Below are 23,730 nucleotides of genomic sequence, written 5' to 3'. Positions count from 1 at the left end.
GTTTATTATTAGAAATGGAATCCTCTCAATCTGAATATTTTTCAATAACAACAACAGGCAGAGGGATATCACCTATGAATTCAGGACTTGTTTTATCGTTTATAACCCTTACAGGCATTGATGTAATATCTCTATATGTCACCTTTAAATAATATGTCTCATCCAAATACTTAAATTCTTGTTTTTCGGAAAACTCCTTTTCTCTAATCTTTAAGTATCTTACCTGTTGATGGTCTACCTCCTTTATATCTAAAACTTTATTAAAGGCTTCATTTAGGTTCTTATATTCATCTATTCCTCCACCTCGTTTAATTACATTAGCTACTCCATCAGTTTTTTCAAGGTATTTAATTATTTCATTTACAATCTTATCCTCTTCAACTCTTTTTTGATGATTGGCAAAATTTAGAATTAGTGGCATTAAACATTTACGTCCAACGTTTTCAAATTGGATTATCACTAATTCCATGCTAATTTGTACTAACATAGTTTAAGAAATTTTATTCCTTAATTTTAGTTAAGCAAACGCCAAATCTTCGGCTCCGCTGTACACGGCCCCTGGGGCAGTTGCTTTTTCCGGGTGTTTCACGTGCCATTCAAATTCATCGCGGAAGTGGCGTACCGCACTGGCTACCGGCCAGGCTGCTGCATCACCCAACGGGCAAATGGTATTGCCCTCAATCTGCTTCGACACGTTTACCAATAAATCAATGTCGTGCATATTGCCGTGGCCGTGTTCGAGGCGATGCAATATTTTCTCCATCCAGCCGGTTCCTTCGCGGCAAGGGCTACACTGTCCGCACGATTCGTGGTGATAAAAGCGGGAGAAGTTCCAGGTATTGCGCACAATACAAGTGGTATCATCCATTACAATAAAACCACCGGAACCCAACATGGTACCGCTTACAAAACCACCTTCGGATAAAGATTCGTAAGTCATTAACCGGGGCGTACCCTCGGCGGTTTTCAGGAATAATTCACCGGGTAAAATAGGCACCGAAGAACCACCGGCTACAATCGCCTTAAATTTTCGGCCTTTCCAGATACCGCCGCAATATTCATCCGAGAACAAAAATTCCTCAACCGGTAAGCCTAATTCAATTTCGTAAACGCCGGGGTTATTGATGTGGCCAGAAGCCGAAATTAGTTTGGTGCCGGTACTGCGGCCAACGCCGATTTTAGCGTATTCGTCGCCGGTATTGTTTATAATCCAGGGCACCGAAGCAATAGACTCCACGTTGTTTACTACGGTTGGGCAGCCATAAAGGCCCCAAACCGCCGGGAAAGGCGGTTTATTCCGCGGGTTACCCCGCTTGCCTTCCAATGATTCTAATAAAGCTGTTTCCTCGCCACAGATATAAGCGCCACCACCGGGGTGCACGTGTAAATCTAAGGAGTAACCGGAACCCAGAATATTTTCGCCTAATAAACCGGCAGCATAACATTCGGCAATTGCTTTTTCTAAAATCCGCAGCACAAACATTAATTCGCCGCGAATATAGATATAAGAGGTACGCGCACCCAACGCATAACTGGAGGTTATCATGCCTTCAATTAACGCGTGCGGAATTTTCTCCATCAGTACGCGGTCTTTGAAAGTTCCCGGTTCCGATTCATCGGCGTTGCACACCAGGTAACGCGGTTTGCCTTCGGGCTTCGCCAGGAAGCTCCACTTTAAACCAGTCGGGAAACCAGCCCCGCCGCGACCGCGCAAACCCGATTTCTTCACCTCTTCCACTACTTCTTCGGACGTCATGGTTTTCACGGCTTTCTCCACGGAGCGGTAGCCACCCATTTTGCGATAGGTTTCCAGGGTATTAATGCCTGGTACGTTTATATGTTCAGTTAATATTTTTAGTCCCATTGTCTATACATTTAGACACTAGTATCAGGACACTAGTATCAAGACTTTGCTATATTATTTATTTTTCAGGCTGAATTTTCAAGTATCTGTTTATAATTTCTGATACCTGCTACTTAATACCTGATACCAATTTATTCTTTACTTAAATCGTCAAGTAATTGGTCCATTTTCTGCGGGTCCAGGTTCTCGTAATATTTTTCCCGGATTTGCAGCATCGGTCCCATACCGCAAGCGGCCAGGCACTCAACTGTTTTTAGGGTAAACAGGCCATCAGCACTATTTTCGCCTACGTGGCAGCCTAAACGGCTCTCCAAATGTTCAATCAGGTGGTCGGCACCGCGCAACATGCAAGGGCCGGTGCGGCATACTTCCAGCACGTGTTTGCCAACCGGTTTCAGGTTGAACATGGTGTAAAAAGTAGCTACTTCGTATACCTCTATTGGTTGAATATCTAATATTTCGGCTACTTTATCTTGCACCTCTGGGCTAACCCAACCACCAAATTCGGCCTGGGCAATGTGCAGAATAGGCAAAATGGCCGATTTTTTCCGGTCGGCCGGATAATGTGAAATATATCTTCTGATTTCGGCCATGGCCGCATCCGAAAATTGTACTTCGTTTTGCGTTGTTGTTTGCTCCATGTATGTATAAGCAATTTCAGCAGGCTTCTTTAACTGGAAAGAAGTCTGCTGATTAAATTAATTTTAAGCGTCTAATTCGCCGGCAATAACGTTCATGCTACTCAAAATCAGAATAGCATCGGAAAGCTGGCTGCCTACCACCATTTCGGGGTAAGCCTGGTAATAAATAAAGCAAGGGCGGCGGAAGTGCAGGCGATACGGCGTACGGCCGCCATCACTCACCAGGTAAAAGCCCAACTCACCGTTACCACCTTCCACGGAGTGGTACACTTCACCAACCGGAGCATCAATTTCGCCCATTACAATCTTGAAATGGTAAATCAAAGCTTCCATGCTGCGGTAAACTTCCTGCTTCGGTGGCAGGAAATATTCCGGTGCATCGGCGTGGAAAGGACCTTCGGGTAAGTTCTCCAAAGCCTGTTGAATAATCCGGAAACTTTGCCAGATTTCTTCGTTACGCACCATAAAGCGGTCGTACGTGTCGCCGGTAGTGCCCACCGGAATTTCAAAATCGAAATCTTCGTAGGAAGAATACGGGTTCATTACGCGCACGTCGTAATCAACGCCAGCCGCCCGCAGGTTAGGGCCGGTAAAGCCATAATTCAGGGCGCGTTCCGCCGTCATCGGACCAACGTCTTTAATCCGGTCCATGAAAATGCGGTTACGGGTAAACATCGACTCGAACTCCTTCATTACTTTCGGGAATCCGGCCATCCAGTCGCGCAGTTTCTGAATGGCAACCGGCGTAAAATCACGCTCCATGCCACCAATGCGGCCCATATTGGTAGTTAAGCGAGCCCCGCTGATTTCTTCGTAAATTTCGTAGATTTTCTCCCGCTCCTGAAACACGTATAAAAAGCCGGTAAAAGCGCCGGAGTCCACGCCCAGAATTGAGTTACAAATCAGGTGGTCGGTAATGCGGGCCAGTTCCATTACAATTACGCGCATGTAATCGGCCCGCTTCGGGGTTTTTACCCCCAATAATTTTTCTACCGTCATCCACCAGCCCATATTATTAATAGGCGAGGAGCAATAGTTCATGCGGTCGGTAAGCGGGGTAATCTGGTAAAACGGCCGGCGTTCGGCAATTTTCTCAAAAGCCCGGTGAATGTAACCAATGGTTGGAACACCCGAGATAATTTTCTCGCCGTCCATTTGTAATATATTCTGGAAAATACCGTGCGTGGCCGGGTGCGTTGGCCCCAGGTTCAGCGTGGTAAGTTCGCGTTCGTTTTCGTTATACTGAGCAGGCAGCGAATCCGGAATTTTTTCTAATCCCAGATTGGTTTTCACCTTCTCTTCTGTTTTATATTCTGCCATGTTTGCGTTGTTCGTTGTTCGTTATTTGTTGTTCGACTGCTCTAATTCCTTAAGACACAATAACAAGTAACGCATTGTTGTTTTTATATTTATTCGTTGTTGTACTTTGTTAAATCCGAGTAACGAACAACGAATAACGAATAACTATAAAATTATCTGCCGAAGAACACGTCTACTTTGTCTTCGCGGGTACCATCTTCCAGCGGATATTCTCTGCGCATGGGATGATAGGTCATGTCTTCAACATTTAAAATGCGGATAAGATTGGGATGACCTTCGAACTGAATGCCGTAAAAATCAAAAGCTTCGCGCTCCATCCAGTTAGCAGTAGCGTACAACTTGGTGGCCGTGGGTACTATCGGGTCTTCAATCGGGAAGAATATTTTGATGCGCAGGCGCTTATTATGTACCAGGCTGTGAACATGATAAATAAGGCCTAATTCCTCTCCTTTGTTCTCCGGATAATGAATGCCGCACATGGTGGTGAGGAAATTCATTTGCAATTCCGCATCGTGGTACAAATGCGTTAAAAGCGGAATAATCTGGTCGCGGGTAGTGGTTACGGTTAGTAAACCATAAGGCTCGTGCGCGTTAAAAATAGCGTCGCCGAATCTGGCTGTAATATTTTCTAGAACTTGCTGATTGGTTAAACCTTGTTCGGCCATTATTTATTGGATGTTGTAAGACGCTAATAGTTCCTGGTATTCCGGAGAATTACGACGGCGCAGCGATTCATTTCGGGCTAAATCCTGTACGCGCATTAAACCATCCAGTACCTGCTCGGGGCGCGGTGGGCAACCCGGTATGTAAACGTCAACCGGAATAATGCGGTCGATGCCTTGCAATACGCTGTAAGTATCGAAAATACCGCCGCTGCTGGCACAGGCACCCATGGCAATAACCCAGCGGGGTTCGGCCATTTGCTCGTAAACCTGCTTCACAATCGGCGCCATTTTCTTCGCAATCGTTCCCATAACCATCAACAAGTCGGCCTGGCGGGGCGAGAAGCTGGGGCGTTCGGAACCAAAACGGGCAATATCGTAGTGGGCGCCCATGGTAGCCATATATTCAATGCCGCAGCAGGAGGTAGCAAAAGGCAAGGGCCACAAAGAGTTACTGCGGGCTATACCTACCACCTTTTCCAAAGAAGTAGCAAAAAAGCCTTGTCCCTCTACGCCGGCCGGCGCCTCAACCATATTTATCTTACTCATGTTAGTCTTATTTTGGTGCTTAGATTAGAAATATCCTAATATCTAACACACTTAAAGCTATAAAAGTTTACGAACCGGGAATTAGGAAAACCAGGATTACTCCCATTTTAATATTCCCTTTTTAATTACGTAGTAGAAGCCCAACATCAGCATGGTCATAAAGACTATCATCTGAATAAAACCTTCCATGCCCAGGCCCCGGAAGTTCACCGCCCATGGGTACAGGAAAATTACTTCTACATCAAATATTACAAAAAGGATGGCCGTCATAAAGTATTTGTACGATACCGGCGTACGGGCATTCCCTACCGATTCTACGCCACATTCCCAGGCAGCATCTTTAACTTTACTGTGGCGTTTCGGGCCAATCAGGTGGGTTACTACAATGGCAAATATTACAAAGCCTAAAGCGGCGGCAAATTGTATTAAAATTGGTAAATAATCCGAAGGTAAATGCGTGGTTGCAGTTGTTTCCATGTTGTCTGCGCTCTCTCGTTAAAATTTGGTGCAAAATTAGATATTATTCAGGGATATTCAAAGGATACCGGCAGGCATCTCGGGTTTAAAGTAAATTTAGAAATTGTTTAAATTAAGATAGTATTGCTTAAATTAATTAACGATACTAAACCGGTTTTAATATTTTTTGTTCAATGTTGTTGCGTAATGGAGTATGCATTGCCTTATTAATGGGTGTGCAAACATTGTTCTTTGTTGCCTGGTTCTTCTAACTGAATAGTGGCGTGCGCAATATTAAATTTATGAAAAAGGTCGTCGTGAATGCGGGGTAAGAGGTTTTCCTGCTGGTCTTCGGTGAGTACTAAGTGGGCGGTAAGCGAATTATCGGTAGTGCTTAGGGCCCAAACGTGCAGGTCGTGTACTTCCTGTACGCCTTCAATATTTATTAAGTATGCCCGAATGGCGCCTAAGTCTATTCCGCGGGGCACCCCGTCGAGCGAAAGCCTTAACGATTCTTTAAGCAACCCCCAGGTGCCGGCAATAATAACCAAAATAATAAGTAAACTCACCACCGAATCTATCCAGTACCAATTAGTATATATAATAATCAGGCCCGAAATAACCACGCCCAGCGAAACCAGCGCATCGGCGGCCATGTGCAGGTAAGCGCCTTTCACGTTCAGGTCATGGTCTTTGTCTTTAAAAAATAATAATGCCGTAACGCCATTAATTAAGATGCCGGCTACTGATACAATAGTAATCCATTTGCCGTTAAGCGGTTGCGCCTGGCCAAACCGGTTAAAGGCTTCCCAGCCAATGGCGCCTACCGCTACCATTAACAAAATAGCATTAAATAAAGAAACTAAAGTAGTAGATTTGCTGTAGCCAAAGGTAAAACGATCGTTAGGCTTTTTTTGTGAGATTTTAATAGCTACCAAAGCCAACACTAAGCTAATTACATCGCTCAGGTTATGCCCGGCATCCGATAAAAGCGCCAGCGAATGCAGCCACAAACCGGCCCCGGCTTCTAAAATTACAAATACCAGGTTTAGCCCAATACCAATTACGAAAGCTTTGGTTAAGTTAGTTGGTACGTGGTGATGGGTATGATCGTGGTGCGCGTGCGACATGATATATAGATAACATTAGGCCGTTCGTTTAGTTTTTGCTACCCTTAAATTAACGGGTTACTATTACTTTTGTTATTTAGTAGCAAATAGCGCTTAAGTACCTGTTTTATTTGGTGGCGGCGGTAAATAAAATAAAAAGCATGGCCTTACCGCTGTGTGTTTCCTGCTTCTTGGGGTTTAATCAAGCCCGCAGCAGGCAATTTTAGTAGGTTTATATTCAAGATGAGTAATATTTTTAAGTTCTTTTTATTTCTACTTTTTTTTACCCAATTAACCGCAACTGGTGGACCGGTCCTGGATATGCAAAATATTGGGGTGCCTTACGTACAGAATTACAGCAAAAGAAATTACCTGGCTGGCAATAAAAATTGGTCGGTGGTAAAAGATAAAACCGGGGTAATGTACTTTGGTAATTCTGATGGTTTACTAACTTTCGATGGCAAATTCTGGAACCTTTACCGGCTGCCCAACCGGCAAATTGTAAGATCTGTAGCTACCGATAACCAAGGTAGTATTTATACCGGCGGTTTTAGCGAATTTGGGTTTTGGGCTTATAACCAAGCCGGAAAGTTTACTTACCACTCCTTAATTAAACTGCTGCCCCGCCACCTGCGGCCTTCTGACGAAATTTGGAAAATATACGTAGACGGCGACCGGGTATTATTTCAATCGTTTGGCGGCATATATATATATGAGAACGGCAAAATTAAAGTGGTACAGGGCCAACAGCCGTTTTTATTTTTGTTTAAGGCCAATAACCGCTTTTTCGCCGAAGTTATAGGCGAAGGCCTTTACGAGCTGAAAAACGATTCGCTACATTTTATAGCGGCTAGTAAAATTTTGGGCAATTCCGGGGTGCTATCAGTTTTGCCTTTTCAAAAAGATAAATATTTAATTGGTACGGCTAAAAACGGCTTGTTTTTGTACGATGGTCAACAAATTACGCCCTGGCAAAACCAAGCCGATAATTTTCTGAAAACCTATCAGTTAAATAATGGTGCCCTGGTTCTAGGTAAATATTTTGCTTTTGGCACCATCCTGAACGGGGTAATAATTCTGGACGAAGCGGGTGGTATTGTGCAGCGGCTGAATAAATCGAGCGGCTTGCAAAATAATACCGTTTTAAATTTATACACCGATAACGAACAAAACCTGTGGGCGGCGCTCGATAATGGCATCGACCGGATAGAAGTAAATTCGCCGCTATATTTTTATTTCGATCAGACCGGGAAATTTGGTACGGTTTATACCAGTTTGGTACACGATAATAAAATTTACCTGGGTACCAATCAGGGTTTGTTTTACAGTAACTGGCCGGCAAATAACGAACGGTTTTTCCATGCTTTCGATTTTACCTTGGTGCCCGGTTCGCAGGGGCAGGTCTGGCATTTATCGGTGCAGGATGGGCAATTGCTTTGCGGCCACAACGAAGGTACGTACCGGGTGCAGGGCAATCAACTAACAAAAATATCGGATGTAAAAGGCGGCTGGGTAATAAAAAAACTAAATGCTAACCCCAATTTATTAATTCAGGGTACTTATACAGGGTTGGTTATTTATAAAAAAGATGCCGCCGGCAATTGGGTGTTTAGCCATAAAATACCCGGTTTTAACCAGCCTTCGCTGTACGTAGAGCAAGATAAAGAAGGCAATATTTGGGTAAGCCACGCTTATAAAGGCGTATACCGGCTTAACCTGAATGCTAATTTAACTAAACTAGCGCATAGTACTTTGTACGGGAAGGCCCAAGGCTTACCCAATAATTATAATGTTAATATTTTTAACCTGGAGGGCAATATCCTGTTTTCTTCGGATGCCGGATTTTACGTGCACGATGAAATCAGCGACCGGTTTGCTCCTTATACCCAGTTAAACAAGAAACTGGGGGCTTTTGCTTCCTCTAACAAAATAATTAAAGCCGGCGATAAAAAATATTGGTTTATTAACCATGGCAAAGTGGCTTTGGTTAATTTATTAGAGCCCGGAAAATTAAAGATTAAAACCAGCCCGTTTGATGTTTTAAACGACCGTATGGTGCAATATTACGAAAACATCAGCCAGATAAATAAGCATATTTACCTGATAAGCGTAGATGACGGCTTTGTTTTTTATAATACCCACACCCGGCTTCATAACCAGAATTCCCTGCCAAAAGTATTAATCCGGAAGGTAGAAAATATTACCGAAAACACGGCGCTTATTACCGAAGTGGGCAGTACGCCCGTACAAATTCCTTACGCCCAAAATAATATCCGGATTGCTTATGCTTTGCCTTATTATAACCAGGCTAAAGTAAAATACAGTTATTTGCTGGAAGGTAATGCCGCCCGGTGGTCTGATTGGCATACCGAAACCGCTAAAGAATTTACCAACCTGCGTTATGGCAAGTACCGGTTTTTAGTGAAAGCCCGGGTAAACGACGAAGCCGAATCCAAAATAACCGTTTTTACTTTTACCATTCTGCCGCCCTGGTATGCTACCGGTTGGGCTTATTTCTTATATGTTGTTTTATTAATTGGCCTGGTTTTTCTGCTCCGGCACCTCTACCGTCGCAAATTACTGCGCGATCAGCAACACATTCAGGCAAAACTGGAAAAAGAAAAAGAAGAATTTCTGCAACAGGAAATTTTAATTAACGAGCAACGCATTGTAAAATTAAAAAACGAGCAACTGCAAGCCGAACTGGCCAGCAAGAGCCGGGAACTGGCCAACTCGGCTTTAAATATTGTGTATAAAAACGAGTTGCTGCAAAATATTCAGGAAGAAATAGTGCAGCTAAAAGATACGGCCGGCAAAAAAATAGCCGCCGACCAACTCCGTAAAATTCAGCGGGTAATAGACGAAGGTAAAACCGATGAGCGGGATTGGAATTTGCTGGAGCACAGTTTTAACGAAGCCCACGAAAATTATTTTAAAAAGCTGCGCTTAGGCCACCCGGAATTAACGCCCAACGATCTTAAATTATGCGCTTACCTGCGCATGAACATGAGCAGTAAAGAAATTGCATCGCTGCTAAATATTACCGTGCGCGGAGTGGAAATACGGCGTTACCGGCTGCGCAAAAAACTGAATTTAGACCACGATAAGAACTTGGTAGAGTTTTTACTGGAGCTTTAAGCTAATTTAAGTACTACATCATTACCTCTCATACTACTTCAAACGCTTTCTCAAAGTACTTTTTTAGGTATATAATATTTACTGAATGAGCTAAATACTTGAAAAATATTTAAGCTTAGAATCGCAAGTTTAAACAAATAACAAAAAATGCAGATATAGGGTTTTTGATGTAGTGATGTAGTGGACCTTTTTTCGGATTTGGGGGTATAATAATAAATATTTGAACCATAATTGTTAACTACCCAAATTCTATATGATGAAAAGAGTCCTACTGTTGTTGTTTTGTTTGTTTACGGTTAACCTGCTCTATGCTCAGGAAAATATTACCGTAACCGGCAAAGTTACAGATGCGGGCACCGGCGATCCCCTGCCGGGTGCAACTGTACAAGTAAAAGGTACCACTTCTGGTGGCGTTGCTGATGTTTCAGGAACTTATACCGTATCGGCGCCGGCTAACGGCACGCTGGTATTTTCTTTCCTGGGATTCATAGACCAGGAAATAGCCATTAATAATCGCACTACCATAAACGTTGCGCTGGCTACCGATGCCAAAGCCCTGGAAGAGGTAGTGGTAGTAGGTTACGGCGTGCAGCGTAAAAGAGATCTTACCGGTTCTATTACTTCGGTAGAAGGCGAATCAATTGCCCGGCAGCCCAACGTTAACCCTTTATCTTCTTTGCAAGGTAAAGTAGCTGGTTTAACGGTGGTTAACAGCGGCCAGGCCGGTGCCAGCCCAACCGTACGTATCCGGGGGGTAAACAGTACCAGCAATACCAACCCGCTGTACGTAGTAGACGGTGTTTTTCAGACCAACATCGATTACCTGAACCCGGCAGATATTGAAAGTATGGAAGTGCTCCGCGACCCATCCTCAATTGCTATTTTTGGCTTGCAGGGTGGTAACGGGGTAATAATTGTAACTACCAGACGCGCGGCCAAAGGCGAAACCCGGATTAATTTCCAGAGTTCTGTTGGGGTACAACGCGTTAGCAAAAAAATTGATGTGGCAGATGCTGCGGGCTTCAGAAGGTTATACAACGCCCAGTTAACTAACCTGAATGCAGCGCCTTTCGATTACACCAATTACACCGGCAACACCAACTGGCAGGATTTAATATTCCGGGATGCCTTAATTACGAACAATAGCCTAAGTATTTCTAACAGCGGCGAAAAAAGCTCGACCCTGATAAACTTAGGTTATAACGAGCAGGAAGGTGTTGTAAAATACAATAACTACAAAAAGTTTGTTGCCCGCGTTAATGAGGAAATCCGAATTAACCAAAATATTAAAATAGGCGGCGATCTTACCGGTTTCCACTGGCGGCAGCAAGGAGCAGGAGTGGGCATCACCAATGCTTTATGGGCAGCGCCTATTGTACCGGTGCAGGCCGGCGAAAACTTGTATTACAGCATGCCTTCTTTCCAGCGGGCGCAGGTAGGTAACCCTATTGCCAGCTTAAACCGGAATACCGGCAATGCGGTTGACCAAGGTTACCGGGTGGTTGGTAGTTTATTTGCCGAAGTTAAATTCTTAAAAGATTTTACAGTGCGTTCATCGGTATATACCGACTTAGGTTTTAATAATTTGCGTAGTTATAGCCCCCTGGCCAACCGGTTTGTAAACCTGGGCGAAGGTACAGCCGCTACCGATACTACTTACGACGCACTTGTCCGGACCAGCGTTTCCCAAACGCAGCAGCAATTCCGGAAATATCAGCAGGACCATACCTTAACGTACAACAAAACCTTTAAGGAAAAGCACAGCGTAACGGCCCTGGTAGGTTTTACCACCTTGTTCAACGGCAGTACGGCGCTTTCGGGCATGCGGCGCGATACTACTTTAAATATTCCGCGCGATCCTAATTTCTGGTACCTGAATGTAGCCGATGCTTCCATGCCTTTGTCTAACAGCGGCAGCGGCGGCGAAGAATCTTATATGTCTTTTTTAGGCCGGATTAATTATTCTTTCGCCGGCAAATATTTAGTAAACGCTACTTTCCGGCGCGATGGCAGTTCTAAGTTTTCACCGAGCAACCGCTGGGGTAATTTTGGTAGTGTTGGTTTAGGTTGGGTAGTAAGCGACGAAGGCTTCTTCCAGAACATTAATCCTTTCGACTTCTTAAAACTGCGGGCAGCCTGGGGTACGGTAGGTAGTGGTTTAGGGTTGCCGGCTAACCTGTATTTACCAGGGCTGGTTACTTCCGATAGGGCCGTGTTTGGCGATAATGTAAATACCTCGGTTTCGCCGGCGTATGTACCCGACCCTAACTTGCACTGGGAAGTTGTGCGCGGGATAGATGTGGGCTTGGATTTGCGCGCTTTAGATAACCGGTTTAATGCCGAAGTTACCTTCTACGACCGTACCACCAAAGATATTCTTACTTCTTTAACCTTGCCGGGTACTGCGGGTAATTATACCTACCGTACCAACCTGGGTAATATTAGCAACCAAGGTATCGAGGTTTCTATGGGCTGGAACGACCAGATAGGAGATGCTTTTACGTACAGCATTGCGCCTAATTTTAGTTACAACAAAAACAAAGTAGAATCTATCGGGCCAAACCTGGAATTCGAAATTTTAGGTAACGGTGGGGTCAATGTTACCAGAACCGGACGTTCTATCGGGTTTTTCTATGGCTACGAGCAAGTGGGTGTTTACCAGTCTACCGCCGCTTTAGACAATCAGCCTAGCTTTACTAACTCGCTGCCCGGCGATATTGCTTACGCTGATAAAAACGGCGATGGCGTAATAACCCCGGCCGACCGTACTTACTTAGGAACGCCTTTCCCGACCTGGAACTATGGCAGTACTTTTTCGGCGGGTTACAAAGGTTTTGATGCCCTCGTAGAAATTCAGGGTGTAGCCGGTAACAAGGTATATACCCAACGCCGCACCGCTACCTTTGCCACATTAAACTACGAAACCAACCGCTTATACGCCTGGAGCGGACCCGGTACCAGCAATATTGAGCCTATTCTGGATAATACCCGCGCTAATAATTACTTGTTCAGCAGTTATTTTCTGGAGCCCGGCGATTATTTCCGTTTCCGTACCGTGCAGTTAGGTTATACTTTCCAGTCTGAGCGCATGAACAAAGCCGGTATAAAGCAATTGCGCTTATCTATCAGCGGCCAGAACATAGCTACTTTCAGCCGGACTTCAGGTTATTCGCCGGAGGCTTCTTTGGCCGATCCAATTGCCAGCGGCGCCGATAATGGATCTTTCCCGGTACCTACTATTTATTCTTTTGGTATTAATGCATCATTTTAAAATTTCTTAGATAATTATATATGAAATTATTTAACAAAGTTCCACGACCTAACAGCATTGCCGTATTATTGCTGGCGGTTGCTTCTACGCTGGCGTCGTGCGACAAAGACTTTTTAGACCGCGCCCCGCAAGGCCAGTATACCCAGGATAATTATCCGTATCCGGGTGGGTCCGGACCTTACGATCAATATTTGTTTGGCGCTTACTCCAGCCTGCGCGATTTTAATGTGCACAGTCAATCGTTTATTGCTATTACCAGTATCCGGAGCGACGATGCCGATAAAGGTAGTACCCCGGCCGACGGTGGCGCTAATGCCATTGACATGGATAATTTTCCGGTAGCGGTAAACAACGGTTTTGCCAATGCCATGTGGTCGGGCTATTTTAACCTGGTAAACAAAGCCAATATTGCTTTAGATCAGGTGGCCAACAACGATGAAATTGTAGCTACGCCCGAAGTAAAAGTACAGTCTGAAGCCGAAGCTAAATTTCTCCGGGCTTACGCTTATTTTATGCTGGTGCGGGTATATGGCCGGGTACCACTCATAGATAAGGTATTTGAAGACCCGGCAGCGCAAGCCAATGTGCCGCAGAGCACCCCCGAACAAGTTTATGCTTTAATCGAAAGTGATTTGCAGTTTGCCGCTGCCAATTTACCTATGAGCTGGTCGCCTACTTTTGTGGGCCGGGCTACCAAGGGTGCTGCTAGTGGCTTACTGGCTAAAGTTTATTTAACCCAACGCAAATGGGCACCGGCCATGACGGCCGCTAATGCGGTTATTACTTCCGGCCAGTATAGCCTGTTTCCTTCTTACGACCGGTTGTTCCGGGAAGAAGGCGAAAACAGCAGCGAATCAGTGTTTGAAGTGCAGGCAACCAGTAGTCCGGCTTTCCCGGATGCCAATGGGGTGCAATACGCCCAGGTTCAAGGGGTAAGAGGAACCGGAACCTGGGATTTAGGCTGGGGCTGGAACACACCAAGCACTAATCTGGAAGCTGAGTACGAAGCAGGCGACCCGCGTAAAAACCGTACCATTTTATATACCAGCACCACCAGCAGCCCCACCGAAGGTTTAACTATTTACGGCGAAAAAACCCCACTGGGCTTACCCAACCCCCGCTACAACCAAAAAGTTTATACCAATCCTTCCCGCAGAGCAGCGGTTAATAATCGGTTTGGCCACTGGTTTAATGTTAGGGTATTACGTTACGCCGATGTGTTGCTGATGTACGCCGAAGCTGCCAACGAAACGGGCAATACGACCGAAGCCTTAGAAAAATTAGAAATGGTGCGCGCCAGAGCCCGCGCCGGCAATAATGCTATTCTACTGCCGGTTACCACTACCAACCAAGACGAATTACGCGCCGCTATCCGCCACGAAAGACGGGTAGAGTTAGGCATGGAGCACGACCGCTTTTTTGATTTGGTGCGTTGGGGTATTGCGGGTGAAACGCTACGCGCCGCCGGTAAAACTAATTTCAATGATGCCCGGGATATTTTATTGCCCATTCCGCAAACGCAGATTGATTTAAGTAAAGGCGTATTAACGCAAAACCCTGGTTATTAATCTTAAATATTACCTACAGAAGAAGATGAAATTCTCTTATTTATATACAAAAGGTTGCTGCCTGGGCATGGCCCTGGCAGCAACCATGCTGGTGTCCTGCGAGTACGATGGCAACCCGAATAAACTGGACGATGTAAGTCCGGCAGATTACGAAGGTAAAATTGATGGCTACACCAGCTCCGAAGAAATTTACCCGGATAACCTGATTGCCTACTGGTCTTTCGACGATACCAAAAACGAAACCATTAGCAATACGGCACCTACTTCTACAGCAAACGATTCGTTTGTAGCCGGTGGCGTTAGAGGCAAAGCGTTAAACCTGAATGCCGGCTGGCTGTATTATGCCAAACAGTTCGAAAACTTTAAAACCGATAAATTAAAAAGTTTTACCATCAGCCACTGGGTACAAATTCTGAATAACGGCTCTAAAAGAACCATGACTTTTCAGTTGGCCCGGCCGGGTATGTTCAACGGCAATATTAACCTGGCTTTAAACACCAATGCTAACCCCGCTTCTAATACCGATATTCTGCGCATTCAGCCTATTTTTAACACCGTGGGCGGCGGCACGCAGGATAACCTTAATAATAATTTATCGCCTAAAATTGGGGCCGATAAATGGACCCACATTGTAATTACCTACGATGGCAACTCCGGTGTTTTTAATATTTGGGCCGATGGCGTAAAAGTAGGTGGTTTCCCCAACCGGGGTGTAGGCAATAATTTATTTAAGGCTTATGAACCAAGCGAAGTAATTATTGGCGCCAATTATAACAGCATACCAGGCAAAGAAGTAAATACCGATGCCAATTTTGCGCCCATGACCGGCCGGATAGACGAAATACGGGTTTATGACATTCCTTTACCCGATGCCCATATTCGCAGCTTATACAATTTAGGAAAAGCGAATAAATAAAGACCAATGCAGCTACCTGTACTTGTGCGTAATGCCGCAACTACAGGTAGCTTTTATTAAGTTCAGATACCCCGCATGCAATGATATATGTTAAACATACCAATGGCAAATGGCTGGCAAAACGCTGTAATGTAACGTTATACTTGTTTTATTTAAGCTGTTTGCTGTTGTGGGCGGGATGTAAAAAAGAAAAAGAAAATACGCCGGCCGATACCTCGCTCTCGTTTACTGTTAACGGGGTTTATAACGGTACTTTAAAATATACCGGCCTCAATACCAAACCAACTATTCAATTCAGCTTTACCGAAGCTGTTAACAGTACCACGCTTGCCACAGGCGTGAAACTAAGTACGCCTTCGGGTGCGCCGCTGCCACTAACTTTTAATTTACAAAATAACGATCAAACCTTAATCGTTACCCCACAAAACAGTTTAAGCGCCTTTTCAGATTATATTTTAACGGTAGATAATTCGTTGCGCACCGTTAGCAGCGGCCGTCTTATTAATCCCGTAACCATAGCGCTAAGCACCGGCCTGGATAGTACCGATAAATTCCCCCGGTTAACCGACGACGAACTCCTGACCTTGGTACAGCGCCAAACCTTTAAATATTTCTACGATTTCGGGCATCCGGTTAGTGGTTTAGCGCGCGAGCGGAATACCTCGGGCAATACGGTTACAAGCGGCGGCTCTGGTTTTGGCATTATGGCTTTAATTACCGGGGTACACCGCGGCTTTATTACCCGGGCCGAGGGGTTGGCCCGGCTGCAGGTAATCGTTGACTTTTTAAAAAATAAAGCCGAGCGTTTTCACGGGGCTTACCCGCACTGGCTCGATGGTAATACAGGCAAGGCAATTGCTTTTAGCGCCAAAGATAACGGAGCCGATCTGGTTGAAACTTCTTTTTTAATACAAGGGCTTTTAACGGCCCGGCAATATTTTAACACCAACAGTGCTGCTGAAACAACGCTCCGGAAAGATATAAATACAATTTACCAGGAAGTAGAATGGGACTGGTTTCGGAAAGACAACAGCAATACCCTGTACTGGCACTGGAGCCCCGATTATAAATGGGAAATGAATATGCCCATCCGGGGCTGGAACGAGAGTTTGATTACGTATGTGCTGGCGGCGGCCTCACCTACGCATACCATACCCAAAAGTGTTTACGACAACGGCTGGGCGGCTAATGGTAGCCTGCGCAACGGCAATATTTATTACGGCCTAACCCTGCCGCTGGGCCCCGAACTGGGTGGGCCATTATTTTTCGAGCATTATTCTTTTTTAGGCCTCAACCCAAAAGGCTTAACCGATGCTTACGCCAATTACGAAGTACAAACCCGAAACCACACCCTCATCAATTATAATTACTGCAAAGCCAATCCAAAAAAATATTACGGGTATAGCGAAAACTGCTGGGGTTTAACGGCCAGCGATATTCAGAACGGCTATACCGCCAGTTCGCCCACCAACGACCGGAGCTATATTGCGCCCACGGCAGCGCTTGCTTCTTTCCCTTACACGCCCCAAGAATCGATGCAGGCGCTTAACTTCTTTTATTATAAACTGGGCGATAAAATCTGGAAAGAATACGGGTTTGTAGATGCTTTCTCTTTGCAGGAAAAGTGGTTTGCCGATTCTTTCCTGGCCATCGATCAGGGGCCAATTATTATTATGATCGAAAACCATAGGAGCGGCTTGCTTTGGGATTTATTTATGAGCGCGCCCGAAGTAAAAAACGGCTTACAAAAGCTTGGTTTTACCAGCCCTAATATTTAAAAGTAAAACACCCCAGTAGTTTTAAATTTTAAAATCTAAAACAACATGAAGAAATACCTTTTACTAGTTGTAATTTTTTTAACCGGAAGTTTTTGGAGCTGCCAAAAGCCGGGCAAAACTTCAGCAACTGAAAATTCCAATGCTTCAGCAACCGAAAATTCGAAGAAATTAAGCGATGATGAACTGCTTACGCTGGTGCAGCGCAACACCTTTCAATATTTCTGGGATGGCGCCGAACCTACCTCTGGTCTGGCCCGCGAACGCATTCACCTGGATGGTGACTACCCGCAAAACGACCAGAACGTAATTACCACCGGCGCCTCGGGCTTTGGGGTTATGGCCATCTTAGTTGGTATCGAACGCAAATTTATCACTAGGCAAGAAGGGTTCCAGCGGTTTCAGAAAATAGTAAGCTACCTCGAAAAAGCCGATCGTTTTCATGGGGCCTGGCCGCACTGGATACAAGGCGAAACCGGTAAAGTAAAACCTTTCAGCCGCAAAGATGATGGCGGCGACCTGGTAGAGTCGGCGTTTCTGGTGCAGGGTTTATTATGCGTACGGCAATATTTTGCTAACGGCAACCCCGAAGAAAAAGCCCTGGCGGCCCGCATAAATAAATTATGGGAAGAAGTAGAATGGGATTGGTATCGCAACGGCACCAACGCCTTGTTCTGGCACTGGAGCCCAAAATACAACTGGGAAATGAATTTTGCCGTGCGCGGATTTAACGAATGCCAGATAATGTACGTGTTGGCGGCGGCTTCGCCTACCCACACCATACCGGCCGAAGTTTACGACCAAGGTTGGGCCCGCAACGGCGATATTAAAGCAAACGCCGAGCAATACGGTTTTAAAATTCCGGTAGATCATCAGGGGGCAAAAGGTAGTGTAGGGCCGCTTTTCTGGGCGCATTATTCTTACCTGGGCTTAGACCCGCGCGGGCTGAAAGACCGCTACGCCGATTACGGAGAAAACAACCGCAACCAAACCCTTATTCACCGGGCGTATTGCATCGATAATCCTAAAAACTACAAAGGCTACGGCGAGAAAGCCTGGGGTTTAACTTCCAGCTACTCGCCCAAAGGCTACGATGGCCATAGCCCTAACAACGATTTAGGGGTTATTACGCCTACGGCGGCCTTATCGTCGTACCCTTATACGCCCAAAGAATCGATGCAGGTAATGCGTTATTTATATGAAGAGTTAGGCGATAAAGTCTGGGGCAAATACGGCTTTTACGATGCCTACAGCGAAACTGAAAACTGGTTTCCGCAACGCTACTTAGGCATCGACCAAGGCCCAATTGTGGTGATGATTGAGAACCAGCGCAGCGGCTTGTTATGGAATTTATTTATGAGTTGTCCCGAAGTACAAAATGGGTTGAAAAAATTAGGTTTCCAAAGTCCGGCTATTAAATAATTGGTTTAAGGCGCAGATCAAAAATTAAAGAATGAGCCGGGTTTGGGCCTTAAATATTAAAATTATTAAGAAAATCAGCTTAAGACACCAGGGTAATCTTCAGGTGTAAGCTTAAAGGAACCAAAATATTCCTTTTGCAAGCAAGGCCGATTTTAAAGCTGCGTCGGGTTTAGAAGCTTTAATAAAGACTTAAGTTAATTTATAAGGCAACCAACCTGCATAACGGATGAATATTAAACGATTAGGTAAATGTGAGAAGGGCCGTTAAAAAATAAGGAATGAGAAATTTAATTATTTACCTGCTTTTAGTTCTAGGCATGGGCTGCCGACCGTTGGCAAACCAGCCTAATAACACAGCGGCTGTTCCTGCCTCATCGGCAATAAACCAGGTTAAAGATCCGGAAATGGACCGCTTTGTAAATGATTTATTGGCGAAAATGACCCTGGAAGAAAAAATCGGGCAGCTAAATTTGTTAGCGGTAGGGTTTGATGTAACGGGGCCGGTGGTCAGCAAAAACGTAGATGAAAATATTAGGCAAGGCAAGGTGGGTGGCGTTTTTAATACCTTTACGCCAACGGCCGCCCGTAAACTCCAGGAATTTGCCGTAAATAATACCCGCCTCAAAATTCCGCTGCTGTTCGGGTACGATGTTATTCACGGCCATCGCACCATTTTTCCTATACCGCTGGGTTTGTCTACCAGTTGGGATTTAACCGCTATTGAAAAGAGTGCCCGGATTGCGGCCGAAGAAGCTTCGGCCGATGGCCTGAACTGGGTATTTTCGCCGATGGTAGATATTGCCCGCGATGCCCGCTGGGGCCGGATTGCCGAAGGTTCCGGCGAAGATCCTTGGTTCGGTGCGCAGGTAGCCAAAGCTATGATAAAAGGTTACCAAGGCAATGACTTAACCCAAAATAATACCGTATTGGCTTGCTTAAAACACTTTGCCTTGTACGGAGCCGCCGAAGCGGGCCGCGATTATGGCACTACCGATATGAGCCGGCAGCGCATGTACAATGAATATTTTCTGCCCTACAAAGCCGCCGTGGAGGCTGGAGTAGGCAGCGTTATGACTTCTTTTAACGAAGTAGACGGCATACCCGCTACGGGTAATAAATGGCTCCTGACCGATGTTTTGCGCCAGCAATGGGGTTTTAACGGCTTAGTGGTAACCGATTATACCGCCATTAACGAAATGGTAGCGCATGGCGTAGGCAGCGAAGCTGAAGCCGGGGAGTTGGCCCTGAAAGCCGGCACCGATATGGACATGGTAGGCGAAGTGTTTATCAAACATTTGGGGCGGTCGGTGAAAGAAAATAAGGTAACGGAAGCCGAAATAAACCAGGCGTGCCGCCGGATTTTAGAAGCCAAATATAAATTAGGGTTGTTCCAGGACCCTTACCGCTACACCAACGAAAGCCGCACTGCTATTATCATGCAACCGGAATTTCTGGCCGCCGCCCGCGATATTGCCCGCAAAAGCATGGTGCTGCTCAAAAACAAAAATAATGCCTTACCTCTGAAACAATCGGGTTCCATTGCGTTAATTGGCCCGCTGGCTAACCGGCAACGCGATTTAATTGGTAACTGGAGTGCCGCCGGCGACTGGAAACAAGCCGTTTCGGTGGAACAAGGCATCCGTAACGTGGTGGGCAATAAAGTTAAAATAAATTATGCCCAGGGTGCCAATATTGCCGATGATGAACAAATGATAAAAAGGCTGAACGCGCACGGCGGCAACCTGGATATAGATAATCGTTCGTCCGCAGCCATGATTCAGGAAGCAGTGCGGGTAGCCCGGTCTTCCGATGTAATTGTGGCCGTAGTGGGCGAGTCGCAGGGTATGAGTGGCGAGGCCGCCAGCCGGTCCGATATTAGCTTGCCGGGGCAACAACTCGAATTATTAAAAGCCCTGAAAAAAACTGGTAAACCGTTAGTGGTGGTGTTAATGAATGGCCGTCCGCTGGCTTTGCCTTGGGAAGAACAAAATGCCGATGCCATTCTGGAAACCTGGTTTGCCGGTACGCAGGCCGGTAATGCCATTGCCGATGTCTTGTTTGGGCTGTATAATCCGTCGGGTAAACTTACCACCACATTTCCGCAGGCAGTAGGGCAAGTACCTTTGTTTTACAACCACAAAAACACCGGCCGGCCGTTTGGCGGCGACCTGCTCGATAAATATAAATCGCGTTACCTCGATGTTACCAACGAACCGCTTTATCCTTTTGGTTTTGGGCTCAGTTATACCACTTTTGGCTACGGCAAACCCCAGCTAAGCAAAACCGCCATTAAAGCCGGCGAGTCGCTGGAAGTAACCGTGGCCGTTAAAAATACCGGAAATTACGATGGCGAAGAAGTAGTACAACTTTATATCCAGGATTTGGTGGGCTCGGTAACCCGGCCCGTGAAAGAACTTAAAAACTTCCGGAAAATAAGTTTAAAGAAAGGCGAATCGCAGGAAGTAAAGTTTGCTATTACACCCGATGACCTGAAATTTTACAATAGTGCATTGGAATACGTGCTGGAACCCGGCGATTTTAAAGTATTTATTGGCCCCAATTCCCGCGATGTACAGGAGATGCGTTTCAGCGTACAGAAAAATTAAAAAAGATAGCAGTAAATTTTTTCATAACCTAAACGTAGGTTCAGCAACCCAGAGAATATAATTATTAAGTAGATTAAGTAGTTTATTTAGCTATTAATCAGAATATTAAAAGAAGTGCAAATGAAATACAAATTGGCTTATTTAACTAAAAATAATGTACGTAAGGCTTTAGGTGTAGCAACTACGGCCTTGCTTATTTACGCTTGCAGTAACCCGCCCCAAACCACAATTGCCGAAAAGCCTTTTGAGCGGGTAGTAGTAGATAAAAATCCGCCGGTAACGCCGCTTTCGCCGGAAGAAAGCATGCAGAAAATTCAGTTGCCGCCGGGCTACCGCGTAGAACTGGTGGCCGCCGAGCCGATGGTGCAGGAACCGGTAGGCATGGCCTGGGATGCGAACGGTCGCTTGTATGTGGTAGAAATGAATACCTACATGAAAGATTCCAAAGCTACCGGCCAGTTTGAACCCCTAAGCCGCATTAAATTACTGGAAGATACCGACGGCGATGGCAAAATGGATAAATCTTCTATATTTATCGATAGCCTGTTATTGCCCCGTACCGTTTTGCCGGTTGGCGATGAATTATTAGTTACCATTACCAATATTCAGCACATTTATAGCTACCGCGATACGAACAACGACGGCAAAGCTGACCAGAAGAAAATTGTGTTTAAGAACGATGCCATTGATTTGCGCAACGTAGAGCACCAAAACGGCGGCATGATGTGGAACCTCGATAACTGGATTTACCCGACCCGCGATAAATTCCGGTACAAATACCAGAACGGCGTACTCGTAGCCGATACCATGATCGATAACATGACCGGCCAATGGGGAATTACCAGCGATAATTACGGCCGCTTATTTTTCTCCGAAGCCGGTCCAGGTTTGCCTGCCGTACAAATTCAGCAGATGCCGGCTTACGGTGCTTTAAATTTTAAAGACCAATATGCGCCCGAGTTTATGATTCCGTGGCCCATTATTGGTACCCTCGATGCCCAGGGTGGACCAAATGCCTTGCGTCCCGAAGATAATACGCTGAATCGTTTTACCTCGGGTGCCGGCCAATCTATTTTCCGCGGCGACCGGTTGCCCGCCGATTTGCAAGGCGATTATTTTATTCCGGAACCGGTAGGCCGTATTATTAAACGGGGCCGGGTTACCAACCAGGACGGGAAAATAATATTGAAAGACGTTTACGAGAAAAAAGACTGGCTGGCCTCTGCCGATTTTAATTTCCGGCCCATGAATACCTACACCGGCCCCGATGGTACTTTTTACATTGTAGATATGTACCACGGCATTATTCAGGAAAGCGAATGGAGCGGACCGGGTACCTATTTAGGTAAAATAATCCAAGAAAAAGAGTTGTATAAAAACCGGGGTATGGGCCGTATTTACCGCGTGGTGCACGAAAATATTAAACCCGATAAAACCCGGCCCAACATGCTGAATGAACCGGCGGCGAAACTGGTTACCTACTTAGACCACCCCAACGGCTGGTGGCGCGACAATGCCCAACTGCTGCTGGTAGTGCGTAACGATAAATCTGTAGTTCCGGCTTTAAAACAAATAGCCCGCGGCGAAAAAGGCCCGTTAAAAAATAAACCCAGCCTTCTGGCCCGCATTCACGCCCTCTGGACCTTAGAAGGCTTAAATGCCATGGATAAGCCTTTGTTATTTCAGGCCCTGGCCGATGCGGAACCCCAGATTAGAAAAACTGCCGTTTGGATAAGTGAAATGTATCTGAAACAAAGCGATGCGGAAGTGCTGGAAAAACTTAAAGCCATGCAAAACGATGCCAGTCCGGATGTGCGGGTGCAACTAAGTTTATCGCTGCGGACGCATAAAACGCCGGCTACCCAGGCGTTGCTAACCAGTTTGTTAGCCGCTAACCCCAACAACGAATTAATGCAGCTCTCTTACAAATCGCATGAGCAAACTTTAAAAATGCTGGCTGCCGAACGCGAAAGAGTTAAAAATATTAGTCCTAAAGAAAGAGAATTGGTTTCTAACGGCTCGGTTATTTTTAAACAACTGTGCTCTAACTGCCACGGCTCTGATGGTAAGGGTCGTATTATTGCCGGTGCTCCCATGATGGCGCCACCTTTGTATAAATCGCCCCGCTTGAGTGATCCCGATAAAATCGTGCCCATCGAAATAATGCTGCACGGCTTAAAAGGGCCCATCGACGGGAAAACTTATCCGGATATAATGCCTTCAATGGCCGGCCAAAGCGACGAGTGGATTGCTTCGGTACTGAGTTACGTGCGCAACAGCAGCGAACTCGGCAATAATGCCTCGGTTATTACCCCGGAAGAAGTGAAGAAAGTACGGGCGAGCATTAAACAACTTACCCCTGGTGGCGAAACTATGCAGAAACTGGAAGTACACAAAGGTTACCGCAATACCAAACGCAACTTCGTAGAATAA

The 23,730-nt window shown here is 45.6% G+C and carries 16 protein-coding genes; 8 read left to right on the top strand and 8 right to left on the bottom strand.

Going from position 1 to position 23,730, the window contains the following annotated elements:
• Positions 1-25 precede the first annotated feature (25 nt).
• The 8 genes from F0145_RS16855 to F0145_RS16820 form a co-directional block, all read right to left on the bottom strand.
• Complete coding sequence (locus F0145_RS16855) at positions 26-469, bottom strand: hypothetical protein (protein ID WP_150090053.1); 444 nt, start codon at positions 467-469, stop codon at positions 26-28.
• 48 nt (positions 470-517) lie between these two features.
• Entirely contained in the window at positions 518-1,864 is a 1,347-nt protein-coding gene (gene nuoF, locus F0145_RS16850) for an NADH-quinone oxidoreductase subunit NuoF (RefSeq protein WP_150090051.1), read from the bottom strand.
• A 131-nt stretch (positions 1,865-1,995) separates the two neighbouring features.
• Positions 1,996-2,505 (bottom strand): NADH-quinone oxidoreductase subunit NuoE family protein, encoded by a 510-nt coding sequence (locus tag F0145_RS16845; RefSeq protein ID WP_150090049.1) that lies wholly within the window; start codon positions 2,503-2,505, stop codon positions 1,996-1,998.
• A gap of 63 nt (positions 2,506-2,568) precedes the next feature.
• Positions 2,569-3,825, bottom strand: a complete 1,257-nt coding sequence (locus tag F0145_RS16840) for an NADH-quinone oxidoreductase subunit D (RefSeq protein WP_150090047.1) — start codon at positions 3,823-3,825, stop codon at positions 2,569-2,571.
• 152 nt (positions 3,826-3,977) lie between these two features.
• Complete coding sequence (locus tag F0145_RS16835) at positions 3,978-4,490, bottom strand: NADH-quinone oxidoreductase subunit C (protein WP_150090045.1); 513 nt, start codon at positions 4,488-4,490, stop codon at positions 3,978-3,980.
• Positions 4,491-4,493: 3 nt separating this feature from the next.
• Positions 4,494-5,036, bottom strand: a complete 543-nt coding sequence (locus F0145_RS16830) for an NADH-quinone oxidoreductase subunit B (RefSeq protein WP_146894646.1) — start codon at positions 5,034-5,036, stop codon at positions 4,494-4,496.
• Positions 5,037-5,132: 96 nt separating this feature from the next.
• On the bottom strand, positions 5,133-5,513 hold the full coding sequence (locus F0145_RS16825) for an NADH-quinone oxidoreductase subunit A (protein WP_150090043.1): 381 nt from the start codon (positions 5,511-5,513) through the stop codon (positions 5,133-5,135).
• A gap of 206 nt (positions 5,514-5,719) precedes the next feature.
• On the bottom strand, positions 5,720-6,622 hold the full coding sequence (locus F0145_RS16820; RefSeq protein ID WP_150090041.1) for a cation diffusion facilitator family transporter: 903 nt from the start codon (positions 6,620-6,622) through the stop codon (positions 5,720-5,722).
• A gap of 222 nt (positions 6,623-6,844) precedes the next feature.
• On the opposite strand from F0145_RS16820, the gene F0145_RS16815 reads away from it, so the two are divergent.
• The 8 genes from F0145_RS16815 (at position 6,845) to F0145_RS16780 (ending at position 23,730) form a co-directional block, all read left to right on the top strand.
• On the top strand, positions 6,845-9,739 hold the full coding sequence (locus tag F0145_RS16815) for a triple tyrosine motif-containing protein (RefSeq protein ID WP_150090039.1): 2,895 nt from the start codon (positions 6,845-6,847) through the stop codon (positions 9,737-9,739).
• A 253-nt stretch (positions 9,740-9,992) separates the two neighbouring features.
• The gene (locus F0145_RS16810) at positions 9,993-13,010 is read left to right on the top strand and encodes a SusC/RagA family TonB-linked outer membrane protein (protein ID WP_223816121.1); all 3,018 of its coding nucleotides are present in this window, start codon (positions 9,993-9,995) and stop codon (positions 13,008-13,010) included.
• A gap of 20 nt (positions 13,011-13,030) precedes the next feature.
• Positions 13,031-14,578 carry a RagB/SusD family nutrient uptake outer membrane protein gene (locus F0145_RS16805; RefSeq protein WP_150090037.1) on the top strand — a complete coding sequence of 516 codons (1,548 nt, stop codon included), beginning with the start codon at positions 13,031-13,033 and terminating at the stop codon, positions 14,576-14,578.
• Positions 14,579-14,603: 25 nt separating this feature from the next.
• Positions 14,604-15,494: a LamG-like jellyroll fold domain-containing protein gene (locus tag F0145_RS16800; protein ID WP_150090035.1), complete on the top strand. Its 891-nt coding sequence runs from the start codon at positions 14,604-14,606 to the stop codon at positions 15,492-15,494.
• A gap of 80 nt (positions 15,495-15,574) precedes the next feature.
• A complete protein-coding gene (locus F0145_RS16795; protein WP_150090033.1) occupies positions 15,575-17,272 on the top strand; it encodes a glucoamylase family protein in 1,698 nt (565 codons plus the stop codon).
• Between the two features lie 45 nt (positions 17,273-17,317).
• On the top strand, positions 17,318-18,691 hold the full coding sequence (locus F0145_RS16790) for a glucoamylase family protein (protein ID WP_150090031.1): 1,374 nt from the start codon (positions 17,318-17,320) through the stop codon (positions 18,689-18,691).
• Positions 18,692-18,969: 278 nt separating this feature from the next.
• Positions 18,970-21,297: a beta-glucosidase BglX gene (gene bglX, locus F0145_RS16785; protein ID WP_190277578.1), complete on the top strand. Its 2,328-nt coding sequence runs from the start codon at positions 18,970-18,972 to the stop codon at positions 21,295-21,297.
• A gap of 120 nt (positions 21,298-21,417) precedes the next feature.
• Positions 21,418-23,730, top strand: coding sequence for a DUF7133 domain-containing protein (locus F0145_RS16780; protein ID WP_150090029.1), 2,313 nt, complete (start codon positions 21,418-21,420; stop codon positions 23,728-23,730).

The organism is Adhaeribacter rhizoryzae, from assembly GCF_008629685.1.
Taxonomy (GTDB): domain Bacteria; phylum Bacteroidota; class Bacteroidia; order Cytophagales; family Hymenobacteraceae; genus Adhaeribacter; species Adhaeribacter rhizoryzae.
This window is presented reverse-complemented; position numbering and strand designations above follow the sequence as displayed.